The organism is Peptoniphilus grossensis ph5, from assembly GCF_000311825.1.
Lineage (GTDB): Bacteria > Bacillota > Clostridia > Tissierellales > Peptoniphilaceae > Peptoniphilus_A > Peptoniphilus_A hominis.
On sequence record NZ_HE978566.1, the window covers coordinates 37,956 to 53,434 of the forward strand.

Annotated in this window: 17 protein-coding genes and 1 other annotated feature; of the genes, 13 read left to right on the forward strand and 4 right to left on the reverse strand. The window is 34.3% G+C overall.

Features of this window, described 5'->3' with window-relative positions; genetic code table 11:
- Window positions 1-166: 166 nt before the first annotated feature.
- The 10 genes from HGPG_RS00180 to HGPG_RS10385 all read left to right on the forward strand — a co-directional run bounded on the left by HGPG_RS00180 (window position 167) and on the right by HGPG_RS10385 (window position 9,899).
- A complete protein-coding gene (locus HGPG_RS00180; RefSeq protein WP_019124053.1) occupies window positions 167-892 on the forward strand; it encodes a DUF5058 family protein in 726 nt (241 codons plus the stop codon).
- A gap of 2 nt (window positions 893-894) precedes the next feature.
- Window positions 895-1,605 (forward strand): hypothetical protein, encoded by a 711-nt coding sequence (locus tag HGPG_RS00185; RefSeq protein ID WP_019124054.1) that lies wholly within the window; start codon window positions 895-897, stop codon window positions 1,603-1,605.
- A gap of 2 nt (window positions 1,606-1,607) precedes the next feature.
- Window positions 1,608-2,525: a glutaminase A gene (gene glsA, locus HGPG_RS00190; RefSeq protein ID WP_019124055.1), complete on the forward strand. Its 918-nt coding sequence runs from the start codon at window positions 1,608-1,610 to the stop codon at window positions 2,523-2,525.
- Between the two features lie 52 nt (window positions 2,526-2,577).
- Window positions 2,578-3,936: a sodium/glutamate symporter gene (locus HGPG_RS00195; protein WP_261794306.1), complete on the forward strand. Its 1,359-nt coding sequence runs from the start codon at window positions 2,578-2,580 to the stop codon at window positions 3,934-3,936.
- A 33-nt stretch (window positions 3,937-3,969) separates the two neighbouring features.
- Entirely contained in the window at window positions 3,970-5,370 is a 1,401-nt protein-coding gene (locus tag HGPG_RS00200) for an amidohydrolase (RefSeq protein WP_019124057.1), read from the forward strand.
- Window position 5,371: 1 nt separating this feature from the next.
- Window positions 5,372-6,553 (forward strand): M20 metallopeptidase family protein, encoded by a 1,182-nt coding sequence (locus HGPG_RS00205; protein WP_019124058.1) that lies wholly within the window; start codon window positions 5,372-5,374, stop codon window positions 6,551-6,553.
- A 251-nt stretch (window positions 6,554-6,804) separates the two neighbouring features.
- On the forward strand, window positions 6,805-7,446 hold the full coding sequence (locus HGPG_RS00210) for a hypothetical protein (RefSeq protein WP_019124059.1): 642 nt from the start codon (window positions 6,805-6,807) through the stop codon (window positions 7,444-7,446).
- A gap of 127 nt (window positions 7,447-7,573) precedes the next feature.
- Window positions 7,574-8,530, forward strand: a complete 957-nt coding sequence (locus tag HGPG_RS00215; RefSeq protein ID WP_019124060.1) for a threonine ammonia-lyase — start codon at window positions 7,574-7,576, stop codon at window positions 8,528-8,530.
- A gap of 11 nt (window positions 8,531-8,541) precedes the next feature.
- Window positions 8,542-9,723, forward strand: coding sequence for a pyridoxal phosphate-dependent aminotransferase (locus tag HGPG_RS00220; RefSeq protein WP_019124061.1), 1,182 nt, complete (start codon window positions 8,542-8,544; stop codon window positions 9,721-9,723).
- A gap of 11 nt (window positions 9,724-9,734) precedes the next feature.
- Entirely contained in the window at window positions 9,735-9,899 is a 165-nt protein-coding gene (locus tag HGPG_RS10385) for a hypothetical protein (RefSeq protein ID WP_019124062.1), read from the forward strand.
- A 13-nt stretch (window positions 9,900-9,912) separates the two neighbouring features.
- Here the strand turns inward: HGPG_RS10385 and HGPG_RS00225 are convergent, their stop codons facing one another.
- Both HGPG_RS00225 and HGPG_RS00230 read right to left on the reverse strand, forming a co-directional pair.
- The gene (locus tag HGPG_RS00225; protein WP_019124063.1) at window positions 9,913-11,628 is read right to left on the reverse strand and encodes a vWA domain-containing protein; all 1,716 of its coding nucleotides are present in this window, start codon (window positions 11,626-11,628) and stop codon (window positions 9,913-9,915) included.
- Entirely contained in the window at window positions 11,618-12,529 is a 912-nt protein-coding gene (locus HGPG_RS00230; RefSeq protein WP_019124064.1) for an AAA family ATPase, read from the reverse strand. Before HGPG_RS00230 ends, HGPG_RS00225 begins: the two co-directional genes overlap by 11 nt.
- A 270-nt stretch (window positions 12,530-12,799) precedes the next feature.
- On the opposite strand from HGPG_RS00230, the gene HGPG_RS10390 reads away from it, so the two are divergent.
- Complete coding sequence (locus tag HGPG_RS10390) at window positions 12,800-12,943, forward strand: hypothetical protein (protein WP_019124066.1); 144 nt, start codon at window positions 12,800-12,802, stop codon at window positions 12,941-12,943.
- 23 nt (window positions 12,944-12,966) lie between these two features.
- Entirely contained in the window at window positions 12,967-13,089 is a 123-nt protein-coding gene (locus HGPG_RS10560; RefSeq protein ID WP_019124067.1) for a hypothetical protein, read from the forward strand.
- Window positions 13,090-13,226: 137 nt separating this feature from the next.
- On the opposite strand, the gene HGPG_RS10650 is transcribed toward HGPG_RS10560, so the two are convergent.
- Both HGPG_RS10650 and HGPG_RS10655 read right to left on the reverse strand, forming a co-directional pair.
- Window positions 13,227-13,304: a putative holin-like toxin gene (locus HGPG_RS10650; RefSeq protein ID WP_147629743.1), complete on the reverse strand. Its 78-nt coding sequence runs from the start codon at window positions 13,302-13,304 to the stop codon at window positions 13,227-13,229.
- 257 nt (window positions 13,305-13,561) lie between these two features.
- Window positions 13,562-13,645, reverse strand: coding sequence for a putative holin-like toxin (locus tag HGPG_RS10655; RefSeq protein ID WP_353934073.1), 84 nt, complete (start codon window positions 13,643-13,645; stop codon window positions 13,562-13,564).
- A 148-nt stretch (window positions 13,646-13,793) separates the two neighbouring features.
- Window positions 13,794-13,956, forward strand: a binding site (T-box leader).
- A gap of 37 nt (window positions 13,957-13,993) precedes the next feature.
- Here HGPG_RS10655 and serS point away from each other — a divergent pair.
- Window positions 13,994-15,283: a serine--tRNA ligase gene (serS, locus tag HGPG_RS00235; protein WP_019124068.1), complete on the forward strand. Its 1,290-nt coding sequence runs from the start codon at window positions 13,994-13,996 to the stop codon at window positions 15,281-15,283.
- Window positions 15,284-15,479 lie beyond the last annotated feature (196 nt).

Sequence of the window (15,479 nt, forward strand, 5' to 3'; positions counted from 1 at the left end):
GCCATAAAAAACAAAATTAGTACAATTAATCAAAATAGTGCTCTACTAGTTCATTTTGATAAAATATTACTTTATTTATGCTCGAAATTAGATATAATATTTATATATCTATTTTGTAAATTGCTCCTTACATAAGTAGGTAAATAAAAAAAGAGGAGATGATTTTATGGATTTATTAAGTATTTTAAATTCAAAACCACTTTATTTATTAGTAGGCGTATCACTAGCAATTATTTTTGTTATGTGTATCTTTTTTTGCAGAAGAGCAATTAAGAGAGCAAGAGAACTAGACATTTCAGATGACAAGATCAAGTCAGTAATAAGGGCTTCTGTAGTCTTTTCAATAGTACCATCAGTTTCTGTTATTATTGGACTTATTACACTTGCACCAATCCTTGGAGTGCCTTGGCCATGGTTTAGACTTTCAGTAGTAGGTTCTTTACCTTATGAACTAATGGCAGCCGACCTTTCTGTTAAGGGAGCAGGATTCACAGGCTTTGAAGACTTCTTGGCAAATGGAACACCAACTGTTATTGGAGCAATAATGTTTGTCATGAGTATTTCTATTATGGCAGGAATGGTATTCAATATCTTTGCACTTAAGAGGGTACATACGGGCGTACTAAAGGCAGGAGAAAAGGACACTCCTTTTGTTGACTTAGCTCTATCTGTTCTTGTAATAGGAATGATGTCAGTATTTGTTCCTGTACAATCTGTTAAGTCAACTATCCACTTGTTGACAATTCTTGTCAGCATGGCAATAACTTTAATTTGTCAAAAAATTGCAACTAAGTACAAGGTAACTTGGTTAAATGATTTTACTATGTCCTTTGCACTTATAGGCGCAATGGCAGCATCAGTCATATTTACTAACATGGGAATAGGAGGTTAATTATGCAAATGTCAAATTATATGAAGAATACTTATAGGTATGGTATTATCGCAACGCTACTTGCCATGGCACTAATGCTTGGCATACCAGCTATTATGTGTACGATTTATGGAATGTGGCCTGAATGGTCTTTAATTGGATCAGTTGCAGGACCTTTACTTGCACTTTTCGTGCCAACAGCACTTGCAGAACAACTTACAATGATTCCTATTGGTGGAACAACATGTTATCTAAATTCAATTTTAGGAAATGTAATGAATATTAAATTTCCTTGCTACTTATCAGCAATAGCAACAGTTGACGCAACTCCTGGTACAGAAGAAGCCGATGTTATGGGAATGATAGCAGTAACAGTTTCAGGAATGGTTTCTATGATTACTATAGTTATTGGAGTAGTTTTACTTACACCACTTAAGCCAATCCTTCAAACAGAATCAGTTGCAACAGCGACGATGTATATCCTACCAGCACTTTACGGATCTATGGGAATTTCTGCTTTTGTTTCAACTAGTGCAGGTGCAAAATACAAGGCTCCAAAAAAACCACTTATAGCAATTGTTGCATTAGCAATAGTTTATGCCTTTAACTTTTTAGTAATGCCAATAGCAGGAAAAGAAGGATATGCAATGTTAATTATGTTAGTTGTAACGCTTTTAATTTCATACGCTTTTTTTAAGTCAGGTATTGTTAAATTAGAAAAGAAGGAAAAATAATTATGGATAATTTTTTAAATTCAGTAATAGAATATGGAAAAAATTTCGTTGATGAAGGAAAATTGGTGGACTACATTCCAATATTAAAAGACGCAGATAAGACTGCTATGGGAGTGTGCCTTATTGACAAAGACGGAAGAGTTTATGAAGCAGGAAAATCTCGAGAAAAATTTGCAATAATGTCCATTGTAAAAGTAATACTTTTCGAAATTGTCCTTGAAAATTATGAAATCGAAGAAATAAAAAAATATATTGGCTTTAAGGGTTCTTCAAAACCCTATGATTCAATTTTAGACCTGGAAATGGAAAATGGAAAGCCAGTAAATCCTTTTATAAATTCAGGGGCAATAATGTCTTCTTATTTAATTTTCAAAAAATTTAAAGAAAAATCTATAGATGTTCTCTTTGAAAAGGCAAAAATTTTAACAGGAAATGAAGATATTGATTATGCTAGAGAGCTATTTAAAATAGCAGGCAATGGTGGAGATAATAATTTAGCTCTCACTTATATATTAAAGAAGCATGGTAGTATTGATAAAGAAACAAAAATAGAAGACGTCCTTTATATTTACAACTTAGCATGTTGCCTCATGGTGAACACAAGAGACTTAGCTGTTTTAGCATCTATTATTTCTAGAAATGGAATAGGACTTGATGGTAAAAGAGTAATGGAGGAAGACCATGCGAGAATTTTAAGGACACTTATGTCAATTTGTGGAACTTATGACTATTCAGGAGATTTTGCAATTAATATTGGTATTCCAGCAAAAAGTGGAGTTGGCGGAGGCATAATGGCAGCTACTAATAAAGATATTGGTCTATGCACCTTCTGCCCAGGATTAGACAGCTCAGGAAATTCAGTTGTTGGAGTTAAGATGTTAGAGATGATTTCAAGAGAATTAAAATTGGGTTATTATTAAAGAGAGATTTATGAAATAAAAAAGAAAGAGAGATGATTATATGACAGGCGCAATGTTAACTACTTTATTTCAGAGTGTTTGCTTTCTAGCACTATTTTTATTAATAGGATTTTTCTTGAGGGCGAAAATTAAAGCTTTTCAAGAAACTTTTATACCAGCCAGCGTAATTGGAGGATTTATCCTTTTATTACTTGGACCAATAGGTTTTGGTATTCTTCCAATTCCAGAAGAATGGATTAAAATCTGGTCACTTATACCAGGTATTTTAATCGTACCAGTTGTTACAGCTACACCACTTGGTCTTGATTTAGGTGGAAAAAATGGAATGAAGAAGTTTAAGCCAGCAGTTCCACTATTTTTTATAATGTTTGCAGCTTATTATCTTCAAAATGCTATTGGTTTTGGTACTAACGAGCTATTTAGATCAATGGGTCAAGATTTATATGATACTTTTGGATGGGAACTTTGTATTGGTTATACTGGTGGTCACGGTACTGCAGGTATTCTCGGAAATATGCTTAGTGAACTTAATATTCCTTATTGGGAAACTGCACAAGGTGTTGCGGTTACAATGGCTACTTTTGGTCTAGTTGGTGGTATCTTAATTGGTATGGTATTGATTAACTGGGCTGCAAGAAAGGGCGAAACAGCTATACTTAAAGAACCTGGAGACATTCCGAAAGATGTTAAAATCGGTTATGAAAAGGATGTTACTAAACAAGCTTCTCTTGGTAGAGAAACAACAAAGTCTGCATCTATGGATACAGTTACATTTCACGCAGCAGTAATATTTTTAGGATGTCTTATTGCCTATGGGATTTTAGCAGTTTCTAAGAAATACAATATTCCAGGACTTAAATCAATATCAGTTTGGGCTTATGGTATCTTAGTAATGTTTGTTATTTGGGCAGTTATTAAAAAGCTAAATCTAGACTTCTTAATTGACTCAAATGTAAAAGGGAAAATAACAGGATCTCTAACTGAATTTGCAGTTATTGGTGCTGTTGCATCACTTCCTCTAAAAACGGTATTTACTTATTTTGTGCCTATTATGGTAATGGTTATATTGGGGTATATTGGAACTGTAGGAATTCTTTTATTCCTATGCAAGAGATACCTAAAAGTAGACTGGTTTGAACACATGATAGCAACTCTTGGTATGTCTACTGGAGTATTTTTAACTGGTCTTTTGCTATTAAAGATTTGCGATCCAGATTCAGAAAGTACAGCACTAGGAAATTATTCAATTTCCTTCTCAATAATATCTGCTGTAACCTTTGCCATTATGCCGTTAATTTTAAATATTATTTTGGCAAAGGGTCCAGGTACTGCTTTTATTTTGACAAGTGGACTTACAGTAATTGGAATAATTGCAACAATTATTTCATCTAAGTTACTTTTAAAAGATTGAGATATTGGAAAATGATTTTTTAAGGAGAGTAATATGGACAAATATAACGATGAACTTATGGAACTTGCTAAAAATATTTGGGGATATGCGGAAATTAAGTGGAAGGAATATAAATCCGTTGAAGCCCAAAAAGAAATTTTAAAAAAGCATGGTTTTAAAATAAATGACAACTTGGCAGATTTGCCAACTGCCTTTAGTGCAGAATACGGAGATTCTAAGGGATCTACAATTGGATTTTTAGGTGAATTTGACGCCCTATCTGGACTTTCTCAAGTTGAAGACTTAGCTGAGAGAAAGGAAATGATTGAGGGTGCATGTGGTCATGGTTGTGGTCACCACCTCTTGGGGACAGCATCTATTGGTGCAGCGCTTAAACTAAAAGATTATATTTATGAAAACAATCTTAAGGCTAGAGTAATTTACTTTGGCTGTCCAGCAGAAGAAGGGGGAAGTGGAAAGGCCTTTATGGCGAAGGCTGGTTGCTTTGATGATTTAGATATTGCAATAACTTGGCACCCCTTTAATGGAAATGCAATCTTCACAGGTTCTCTTCTAGCTAATAAGCAAGTTTATGTAAAATTTAGGGGCAGGGGAGCCCATGCTGCAGGGTCTCCACACCTAGGAAGGTCTGCTCTTGATGGTCTTGAACTTGTAAACATTGGCGTACAATTTTTGAGAGAGCACATGCAAGACTTTGAAAGGATACACTACTCAATAATAGATCCTGGTTCTGCATCTCCAAATGTTGTTCAGCCTTATGCTGAAGGAATATATTTGTTGAGGTCAAAGGATACTGAACATGTAAATAGACTTTATGAAAGATTTGAAAAAATAGTTGAGGGCGCAGGTCTTATGACTGAAACTGAACCAGAAATTATTTTTGACAAGGCTTGTTCCAATGTAATTCCTAACCCTGTAATCGAAGAAGAACTTTACAAGGCCTTCTTGGAAGAGGGACCAATAGAATTTACAGAAGAAGAAATAGAATATGCTAAAAAGTTTAGAGAAACTTATCCAATTGAAAATATTGAAAGCGAAACTACAATAGGATTTTCAGAAGATAAAAATGCAGAATTAAGTTATTTGAAAGAAAATATTTTGTATGACAAAATTTTAGATTACAAACAATCAAATGATATAATGATGGGTTCATCTGATGTCGGTGATTGTTCTAATGTTGTGCCAACAGCTCAAATAATAACAGCATGCTATGCCATAGGAACAACTGCACACTCTTGGCAAGAAGTTGCTCAAGGCAAATCTTCAATTGCAATGAAGGGAATGCTAAAGGCATCTGATGTAATGGCAAGGGCAGCTATGAGCTTCCTTGATAATCCTGAACTCATCGAGAAGGCTCGTGAAGAATTTATTAAGGTTCGTGGAGAAAAATTCATTTCACCAATTCCAGACGGAGTAAGGCCAAGGATGAATTGATATGAGTGGCATTTTACAAGAGTCAAAAAACAACCAAGAGCTTTTAGTTAAAATAAGAAGAGAACTCCACATGAATGCAGAAACTTCACAAAATGAAGTTGAAACATCAAAGATAATAATGAAATATCTTGACGAGTTTAATATTCCATATAAAAGTGAAGTTGGCGGTCATGGAATTGTGGCTGAAATTGTTGGAGATGAGGCAGGAAAAACTGTTGCATTAAGAGCTGACATGGATGCACTTGAAATGGAGGAAGAGAATGACATTGATTTTAAATCTAAGAATAAAAATGTAATGCATTCTTGTGGGCATGACTCCCATATGACTTTTCTTCTTGGGGCAGCTAAGCTTTTAAATTACAACAAGGACAAAATAAAAGGCAAAGTAAAACTTGTATTTCAACCAGCGGAGGAGCTTTCGCCAATTGGTGGAGCACCTAAAATCTTAGAGTCAGGGCTTCTTGATGATGTAGATGCAATTTTTGGCTCACATGTATGGCCAGATCTTCCTTTTGGAAAGATTGCTATAAAAGAAGGTCCTATGATGGCTAACTCTGATCATTTCACTATAAAATTTATTGGCGCATCGTCTCACGCAGCTAAACCTCACGAAGGTGTTGATGCCATTGTTATGGGTTCACAATTTGTAAATGGAATGCAAACATTAATATCCAGAAATACTGATCCAATGAATTCTGCAGTTTTAACTGTTGGAAGATTTATATCAGGGACAAGGTATAATGTTATGCCAGAAGAAGCCCTAATTGATGGAACTTGCAGAACTTTTTCACATGATGATAGGATGAGAATTTTTAAAGATATGGGAAATCTTGCAAAAGCAATTGCAGAAGTGAATCATGGTGATTGTGAGTATAATTATGGTTTTGGATATCCAGCAGTAATGAATGAGAAAGATTCAGTAAAAATAGTTAAGAAGAGCGTAGCTGAGCTATTTGGAGAAGATTCAATTTTAGAAATAGAAAAGCCCGCTATGACAGCTGAAGACTTCGCCTTCTATCTTCAAAAAATAAAAGGAGCTTTTTACTGGGTTGGAATTGGCAAAGAAGGAGAGAAAAATTATCCTCTTCATAGTAATAAATTTTATTTAAATGAAGATATTCTATATAGGGGAGCTGCCCTTATGTACGAAATTGCCTTAAATTTTTTAAATGAAGTTAAATAATTTTAAAAACTTAAAATTTTAGGAGTCCTTAAGATGGATTCACTATCTAAAAAATTATTCGGCATGAAGTAATCTTTGTGCCGATTTTTTCTTGCCTTGTAACTTGAAAAATATTATATAATATTTTTGTAGATATAATAATTTGCGGAAATTTTTCTTGGATATAATAATGTGCAGAAATTTTTGTTATATAATTATTGGCAAAAAATTTATTTACAAAATTTTAAAAGCTACATAAAAAGGAGGGTTCTATGAAAAAATATTTTTTACTTTTAATGGCGTGCCTAATGTTTGTACTTCCTGCTTGCAATAAGACAGGTCCAAGTGAAAATAAAGCTGAAAGCACTTATCCGCCTATGGTTAAGGTTAAGGGCAAAACCTATGTTGACACAGGCTATGAAAATGCTATGGTCACATGCGGCACAGCAGACGGTCAAATAAAAACTACTGTTGATGGGCGAGAGATGCCTAGTAAGGACGATGAATCTAATTTTGGCAAGGGCTATGGCTACCAAACTTGGGAGGAGGGCTATATAAATGTTCAAATTGACAATAGGTGGATTTTATTTAGGGACCTTGACCTAAAAGATGAAAGCAGAGAAATTCCTGAGTGGGTTGCTCACTTTACAGGTAAGGTCATAAAGGCAGAAGAAGACTCACTTATGGTCGAAGCGACTCAAATTGATGACAGATTTTATTTTAAAGAAATAATGACAAAGCCCATCTCTCTATCAATAGATAATTTAGATAATTCTAAAGATGGAAAAGTTACTACAGAAGGTCTTGAAGGTAAAACTGTTGAAGTTTATTTTGGCGGAGAAATTAAAAATATTGAGCCAGAAAATTCTGTTCCAATTTTTCTTGAAAAAATTTATAGGATTGATGTGAAATAAAAAAATAATACTTAAAGTTTGGATAGCTTTTTAATAAGAAGGGGCAAATATATTTTACAAATTCACTTTAGCATATTATAATCTTAATAATTAGTATTTAATTTAGTGAATTTTTAAGGAGAAATAAATGGATTATAGAAATGGATACAAGGACACAATAAAGGCGAGAGAGAGAATTAGGGATTATGTTTATGACACACCTCTTATTAGGCTTGACTATATTTCCGAAGCCTTAGGTACTTCTGTCTACGCCAAAATGGAAAATATGCAAAGGACAAATTCTTTTAAAATTAGGGGAGCTCTAAATAAGGTTAGAAAGCTTTCCACTGAAGAGCTAGAAAAGGGTGTCGTAACTGCTTCTTCTGGCAATCACGGCAAGGCAATTGCTACTTGTGCTAAGATGCTTGGAATTCCCGCAAAGATTGTCCTGTCAGATACTTCTACTGAATTAAAGAGGCAGATGATAAGGGATCTTGGCGCTGAAGTTGTAATTACAACAGTGGAAAAAAGATTTGAAGTTGCAAAAGAAATTTCTGAAAAAGAAGGCATGACTTTTATTCATCCCTTTGACGATTTAGATGTGTCTGAAGGTCAAGGCACTATAGCTGTTGAAATTTTAAATAAGATGGATCACTTGAAGATGATTGTGCCCATTGGTGGTGGCGGACTTATTTCTGGCATTGCCATGTACACTAAGGGTGTAACTAGATGGGCTGAGGTAATTGGTGTTGAGCCAGAAAATGTGGCAAGATTTACTGCTTCTTTAAAGGAAGGAAGACCAATTGATGTGGAAAGAGGAGAAACTCTTGCTGATGGACTTCTTTCTGTTAAGCCTGGTGATCATGTATTTCCAATTGTAAGGGATCTTGTTGATCATGTGGTAACTTGCCAAGATAAATATATTAAAAAAGCACTTGATTTGTTGTATAATAAAGAGAAATTAATTGTTGAGCCATCTTCTGCTATTGGTCTTGGAGCAATCCTTGAGGGCAAAATAAAATATGATGACAGGGACAAGCTGGTTCTAATCATCACAGGGGGCAATGTGGAAGCCAGCTCAATTGAAAAAATAATTAATTCATGAGGGAGGAAGCTATGAGGGATTTTATTTGTAGCAAATTTAATAAGGTAGCACCATCAGGTATAAGAAAGATCAACGAAAAAACTATTGAAATGGAAAGAGCTGGCAAGAAAATCTACCATTTTGAAGTTGGTAGACCTGATTTTGATACTCCAAAGGTGATTAAGGATGCAACTATAAAAAGCATTGAGGCAGGAGATGTTTTTTACACTTCAAACTTTGGCATTATGCCACTAAGAGAGGCTGTGGCTGAAAAACTTAGAGATGAAAATAATTTAGACTATTCTGCCAAAGAAATTTTAATAACTGCAGGGGCAAGCGAGGCAATTTACGATACTTATTCTGTAATTTTAGAAGAAGGCGACGAGATCCTTCTTCCAAATCCATGCTGGCCAAATTATGTCAACATTGCCCACATTATGAAGGCAAATCCTATTAGATACAGCTTAGCAGAAGAAAATGATTTTCAAATTGACTTTGATGAGCTAGAAAAACTTGTCACAGAAAAAACTAAGGCTATGGTAATTATCACTCCATCAAACCCAATTGGTTCAATGCTTTCTGAGGAAACTCTTGAAAAACTATCTGACTTTGCCAAGAAAAAGGACCTACTTATAATTGCCGATGAAATTTATGAACAAATTGTATATGGAAACAAGGAACATATCTCTATGGCTTCAATTGATGGAATGAAGGAGAGAACTATTACTATTAATGGTTTTTCAAAAACTTATTCCATGACTGGCTTTAGACTTGCTTATATTGCAGCACCAGAAGAATTTATTAGAGTTTTAAATATTGTCCACCAACACAACACTTCTTGTGCAACTTCCTTTGTTCAACATGCAGGCATTACTGCCTTAAAAGAAGGAAGAGAAGGCGCAGAAGAAATGGTGAAGGAATACAAGAGAAGACGCGACTACATTGTAGAAAGAGTAAATTCTATTGAGGGACTTAGCCTAAATGCTCCTGACGGTGCTTTTTATGCCTTTATTAACATCAAGGACCTTGGAGTTTCTTCAGAAGAATTTTGCCAGTATCTTCTCGACGAAGAGTGCGTTGCAATTGTTCCTGGCACTGTCTTTGGAAGTGCAGGAGAAGGCTTTGTAAGATTTTCCTACGCATCTTCTTATGAAGACATTGTTGAAGGCTTAAACAGGGTGGAAAAAGCCTGCAAGCACTTCATGAATAAATAAAATTTTTGAGAATGAGAAAATTTTTAATAATACTTTTAAATATTCTTATTTTTGCAGCGGCGTCAATTTTACTCTCAGGGACTGAAAAAAATGGCGATTTGATTTTAAGAATAATTTATTCTGTGGCTCTCGTGAAGGCAGGATTTAATATAACAAAAACATTAAAAAATGAGTAGGTTCAAAAAGAGCCTACTCTATTTTATTTGCATAAGTTTTTAAAAATATGCCAACGACTTTGTGGAATCGAGCCATGTCTGTGATATAGGCATAGTCGCTGCCGTAAATTTTTTTGATGTTTGTGCTTTCTGATTCCTCGCCAGTGAAGACTCCAAAGGAGTTAATGCCCTTTAGTCTTGTTAAAAGCACTTCCTTTGATGTGTCCATTACTGCCTCATCCTCTTTATAATTTTCTCCAGGAATTTTTGAGGCGCCAACTATTCCTATGTCGATTTCGTCAAAGGGAAGGCCGTCTGTTAAAACTATTAAAAATCTTCTTGCGTCCTGATTTTTTGAAATCAAGTGGCGCATAAATTTTATAGCAAGGCCATCTCTATTAGACCCGCTTGGGGAATACTTGAAGATGTCCTTGTTCTTGGAAGATGGGTCCTTGTAATCCCTGTATTTTTTTATGACCAGATAATTGTAAAAATTATTGTAGGAAAAAATTCTAGTTTTTATATTTAGGCTTGTTAGAGCCTCTGCTATGATGTAGGATTCTGTTGCTACAATTTCTTTTCTGTCATTTTGCGATGCAGAGGAGTCAAGGAGGATGTCCACGAAAATTTCGTTGGAGTCCTTTCTATTTATTTTTCTAAAAATTCTGTCTTCATTTAATTCCTTTGACTTCCAAATTTCTGATGGAATAATTTTTCCTGAATTTGATTTTACAATTTCATCTTCAGATTCCTTTAAGAGAGAATTTTTTATGACGCCGGCAAGCTCACGAATGGCTCGCTGATTTTGAAGCTTCTTGTCCTGGTAAAATTTTAGGTTATCCTGGTAATTATTTTTTTCTTCCTGGGCAAAGTAGGAATTTTTATTTTTAAATTGGCCGCTGGGGAAATAAAGTTTAATGTCTCTGTGTATGCCTGTGGAAATTTCCTCAGAAATTTTATCAGACACATATCTCTTTACTTTTTCTATGCCGTAGTGTTTTTCCAGGGCTTCATAAATATTTTGGTCGCCAAAATTATTTTTTAAGCTATCTTCCCTTACATTGATGTCCCTATAGTCGTCGTTAAAAAAAGTGAACTCTGCAGATTCAATGTTGTACCTCTCCAGGAAGGCCTTGTCTACAAAATTTTTTCTCTTGTATGGGGCACTTTTCTTGGAAGATGAATTGGACTTTTTTTCTTTTTTAAACTCCTCATAGGTCTCATCAAGGTCCTTGGGAAGATCTTTATTAATGTGAAAGTATTTTTTGAAGAGATATTTTAAGAAGTCGAGATACATAAAGGTGTCTTTTTCCTTAAAATTATAAATTTCATCTAACATCTCTTCTAAAACTCTTTGAATTTTTGGATACTTTCCTCTTTCTTTTCTGATGTAGCCAATTTTAAGCTCCGTCGTCAAAATAATTTCTCGCCTATTTAATTTTTTTAAGATTTCTTCGCCATGGGACTTTTTAAAATCAAGGGTGCCAGGTCTTTCCAAAATCATTTCTTTTGAAAAAATATTTTCCATTATGAGTTTTGAAATTTCCCACAGGTCCTTTTTGTTGTTTAAATTATTTATATATTTTTTGAAAAAATCGTCTATTACATAAAAATCAAAGTGCCTTGATCCGTAGCCAAGGATTGAAGCCTCGTAGGCGTCCCTTGGTTTTAGGGAAAAATTAAAAATATCAAAATCGTAAAAATCTGAAAGAGTCCAAAAAATATTTTTTAATCTATTTTCATCCCTCAAATAAATCAGCTCTCTTAGTGTCCCTTGCAAAGAGGGTGTCAATTACATCTTTGACAATTTCTCTCTCATAGGAGTCAAAAGTCTTATCCACAATGCCAAGCTCAAGGGAATCTCTTATGCCTAGGCCCCTATTCATAAGCTCAATAGAAGAAAGAAGTCCACGAAGGTCAATTGCCTTGGAAGAAATTTCTGAATTTAGAGATTTTTCTTGCAAGTCTAAAAATAATTTTGTGAAAATTTTTATGGCGCTATCCTTTAAATTTGTATTTTCTTTAAACAATTTTGCCAAGTCACTTTCTGCAATTGTTGGCATGTCGATTACTAAAAATCTTGAGACAAGAGCCTCGTTAAGATCACGAGTGCCAATGTAGCCGTAGTTCATTGTGGCAATAAATCTCGTTGCATCGTGAAGATTTAGTCTGTCATAGCCAGAAATATCTAGGACTCTTCTGTAATCAAGAGTTGAATGGACAACAGAAAGGGCTTCGTTTTTTGCCATATTTATTTCGTCAAAAACTGCAAAGCCACCTTGCTCTGCTGCCTCATATACGGGACCCTTCTTAAGAGTTACTTCGTTGTTCTTAAAGGTATCAGAGCCAATTAAACTTGATGGGTCTGATGCAATGTTAAGAGAAACTGTCCAAAGGGGTCTCTTAAAGAGGTAGGCAAGATTTTCTGCCAATACATTTTTGCCTGTCGCCTTTGGTCCAGATAGAAGGATGTTGTCGCCAGATAAAATTGCAGCAATTGCCTTCTCCCAAGTTTTTTTGCCATAATATTTGTATTTTATTTTTGGAATTCTATATTCATATTCTTTATTTAAATCATGTTTTTCTATAAATTTGTCTACTCCCTTAAGTAGATCTTCTGAAACGCCTTGTGAAAGTAAAAACTCTCTCATTTCATCACCTCAAATGTATTATAACAAAAAGGTGGATTATGTGTGGACAATAAATTTTGTAAAAGGAAGATGTTATTGTTATAATGTAGTAAAGAAGGAAGGAGAATACTTATGGCTTTTACATCTAAATCACTTATTGCTTTAATTTTAGGTTTTGGGGTCTATGTGGGAATTTTTGTACTTATAATTTTGGCAATCCTCGCCCTTATAAAATACTTAAAAAAATAGTTTTTGCTTAAGGAGCTTAAATTCATGAATAAAGAATAAAGAATGAAAGGAGAAATACTTTTGGCTTTTACACCTAGATTACTTATGGATTTTATTTTAGTTGTTGGGGTCTATGTAGGAATTTTTTTACTTATAGTTTTGGTAGTTTTGGCAATCCTTGCCCTTATAAAATACTTAAAAAAATAGTTTTTGCTTAAGGAGGTAAATTCATGAATAAAGAATTTGCAGGTTTTATGTATTTAGTGCTTACATTCTCGGTGCTATTTAGATTAGCAATTTTTGTCCTTATAATAGTTTTAATCCTTGCCCTTATAAAATACTTAAAAAAATAAAACCCGAGAAGGGTTTAAAAATAAAAAGGATATGGTATAATATAGATAAAGAGGACACCGTTAAAAGCGGTCACCCTTTAATGACTAAATTTTAATTAAGCCATCTGTAGTAGTGATACAGGTGGCTTTCTCATATCTTACTTATCTTTTTTAATGATAAGGGTTATAAGCGTGCCAAAAGCAATCATTAAAGACAGAGTCTCAAATATACTCATAGCACCACCCCCTCTTTATAGAAGGCTAACCACCTTAGTATGTCCTCACTTACATTATACATGTTTTACAAATTCTCATCAATTAATTAGCAACAATTCTAAAAAATAAAACCCGCGAAGGGTTTAAAAATAAAAAGGATATGGTATAATAATGATAAAGAGGACACCGTTAATACCCATTCGGGCACAAGCGACGGTCGCCCTGCAGTATAATTTATAAAACCACCTGTAGTGACGATACAGGTGGTTTTTTCTAACTACTTATTTTTACAAAGTGTTAGGATGGCGATTATAAGTGTTAAAAACTTAAGCATTATACTTAAAATTTCATAATCACTCATAAAAGCACCTCCCAATAATTAAATTGGGCGACCATCTGTATGTCCTCATACATATTATAATCTTTCGAAACAAATCAATCAATTGACTTTACTTTATTAGCCAAAAAGCTTGAACTTATTTTTCCTTATGGTATAATAAAAAAAACTAAAAAAGGCGATAATTGAGAATAGTAATTTTAGAAAGTTTTTTAGAGAGCAGGTGGCTGGTGCAAATCTGTAAACTCATAAAATGAATCCACCTCATAGTCTATGTATTTTTAAGTGAACCATTTGGTTAATTAGGGTGGCAACGCGGGTCTCTCGTCCCTTTAGGGATTGAGGGGCTTTTTTTAATTTAAGGGAGGATTTATGTTAGACATTAAATTTGTAAGAGAAAACCCAGAAGCAGTAAAGGAAAATATTAAAAAGAAATTCCAAGATGACAAACTTCCATTAGTTGATGAAGTTATAAAAATCGACGAAGAACTTAGGGAAGCTAAGACTAAGGGCGACAACCTTCGTGCAGAAAAAAATCAAACTTCAAAAGAAATTGGTGGCTTTATGCAAAAGGGCGAAAAGGACAAAGCCGAAGAAGCTAAAAAAAGAGTTGCTGAAATAAATGAAGAAATCACAGAACTAGAAGCAGCTGAAAGAGACCTTGCAGAAGAACTTAAAAAGAGAATGCAAGTTATTCCACAAATGATTGACGACTCAGTGCCAATAGGAAAGGACGACAGCGAAAATGTTGAAATCGAAAGATTTGGCGAACCAGTAATTCCAGATTATGAAGTGCCTTATCATGTTGATATCATGGAAACTTTTAACGGAATTGATTTAGATTCAGCAAGAAATACTTCTGGCGCAGGTTTCTATTATTTAAAGGGCGATATTGCAAGGCTTCACTCTGCAATTTTATCTTATGCAAGAGACTTTATGATAGATCGTGGCTTTGAATATCACATTCCACCTTTTATGATCAGATCAGATGTTGTTACTGGCGTAATGAGTTTTGCTGAAATGGAAAATATGATGTATAAAATCGAAGGTGAAGACCTTTATTTAATTGGTACATCAGAACACTCAATGATTGGTAAATACATCAACACAATAACTCCAGAAGAAGAAATGCCTCTTGCCCTTACTTCTTATTCTCCTTGCTTTAGAAAGGAAGTTGGAGCTCACGGCATCGAAGAAAGAGGAGTTTACAGAATTCACCAATTTGAAAAGCAAGAAATGGTTGTAATTTGTAAGCCAGAAGATTCTAAAGAATGGTTTGTAAAATTGTGGAAGAACACAGTTGACTTCTTCCGTTCACTAGAAATTCCTGTAAGAACTCTTGAATGTTGTTCTGGTGACTTGGCAGACTTAAAGGTTAAGTCCCTTGATGTTGAGGCCTTTTCTCCAAGACAAAATAAATATTTTGAAGTTGGTTCTTGTTCAAACCTTGGCGATGCACAAGCTAGAAGACTTAACATCAAACTTCGTGGCAAGGATGGCACATATCTTGCTCACACTCTAAACAACACAGTAGTTGCACCACCAAGAATGTTAATTGCCTTCTTAGAAAATCTTCTACAAGAAGATGGCAGCGTTAAAATTCCTAAGCCACTACAAATGTATATGGGCGGCATGGAAAAAATTGTGCCAAAAAATAAATAAAATTTGCTAAAAAACACTTTAATTAAATTTATTTGGGTAATATATACTTAGATTGTTTTAGGCAAAATAATTTGATATAATTTATTGGCTTTGGGGAGTAACTTTTAAATTTTCAGTCGTCATTACGGCATAGCCCGGCTGGAAAGCTTATTATTAAGTATGTGAGACCGATGTAACAATCGGTCTCTTTTTTATT

What these genes read in the sequence shown, in the direction of transcription:
- HGPG_RS00180 (WP_019124053.1), top strand. Translation starts at nt 167, where the DNA reads ATGGATTTATTAAGTATTTTAAATTCAAAACCACTTTATTTATTAGTA.
- HGPG_RS00185 (WP_019124054.1), top strand. Translation starts at nt 895, where the DNA reads ATGCAAATGTCAAATTATATGAAGAATACTTATAGGTATGGTATTATC.
- glsA (WP_019124055.1), top strand. Translation starts at nt 1,608, where the DNA reads ATGGATAATTTTTTAAATTCAGTAATAGAATATGGAAAAAATTTCGTT.
- HGPG_RS00195 (WP_261794306.1), top strand. Translation starts at nt 2,578, where the DNA reads ATGTTAACTACTTTATTTCAGAGTGTTTGCTTTCTAGCACTATTTTTA.
- HGPG_RS00200 (WP_019124057.1), top strand. Translation starts at nt 3,970, where the DNA reads ATGGACAAATATAACGATGAACTTATGGAACTTGCTAAAAATATTTGG.
- HGPG_RS00205 (WP_019124058.1), top strand. Translation starts at nt 5,372, where the DNA reads ATGAGTGGCATTTTACAAGAGTCAAAAAACAACCAAGAGCTTTTAGTT.
- HGPG_RS00210 (WP_019124059.1), top strand. Translation starts at nt 6,805, where the DNA reads ATGAAAAAATATTTTTTACTTTTAATGGCGTGCCTAATGTTTGTACTT.
- HGPG_RS00215 (WP_019124060.1), top strand. Translation starts at nt 7,574, where the DNA reads ATGGATTATAGAAATGGATACAAGGACACAATAAAGGCGAGAGAGAGA.
- HGPG_RS00220 (WP_019124061.1), top strand. Translation starts at nt 8,542, where the DNA reads ATGAGGGATTTTATTTGTAGCAAATTTAATAAGGTAGCACCATCAGGT.
- HGPG_RS10385 (WP_019124062.1), top strand. Translation starts at nt 9,735, where the DNA reads ATGAGAAAATTTTTAATAATACTTTTAAATATTCTTATTTTTGCAGCG.
- HGPG_RS00230 (WP_019124064.1), bottom strand. Translation starts at nt 12,529, where the DNA reads ATGAGAGAGTTTTTACTTTCACAAGGCGTTTCAGAAGATCTACTTAAG.
- HGPG_RS10390 (WP_019124066.1), top strand. Translation starts at nt 12,800, where the DNA reads ATGAAAGGAGAAATACTTTTGGCTTTTACACCTAGATTACTTATGGAT.
- HGPG_RS10560 (WP_019124067.1), top strand. Translation starts at nt 12,967, where the DNA reads ATGAATAAAGAATTTGCAGGTTTTATGTATTTAGTGCTTACATTCTCG.
- HGPG_RS10650 (WP_147629743.1), bottom strand. Translation starts at nt 13,304, where the DNA reads ATGAGTATATTTGAGACTCTGTCTTTAATGATTGCTTTTGGCACGCTT.
- HGPG_RS10655 (WP_353934073.1), bottom strand. Translation starts at nt 13,645, where the DNA reads ATGAGTGATTATGAAATTTTAAGTATAATGCTTAAGTTTTTAACACTT.
- serS (WP_019124068.1), top strand. Translation starts at nt 13,994, where the DNA reads ATGTTAGACATTAAATTTGTAAGAGAAAACCCAGAAGCAGTAAAGGAA.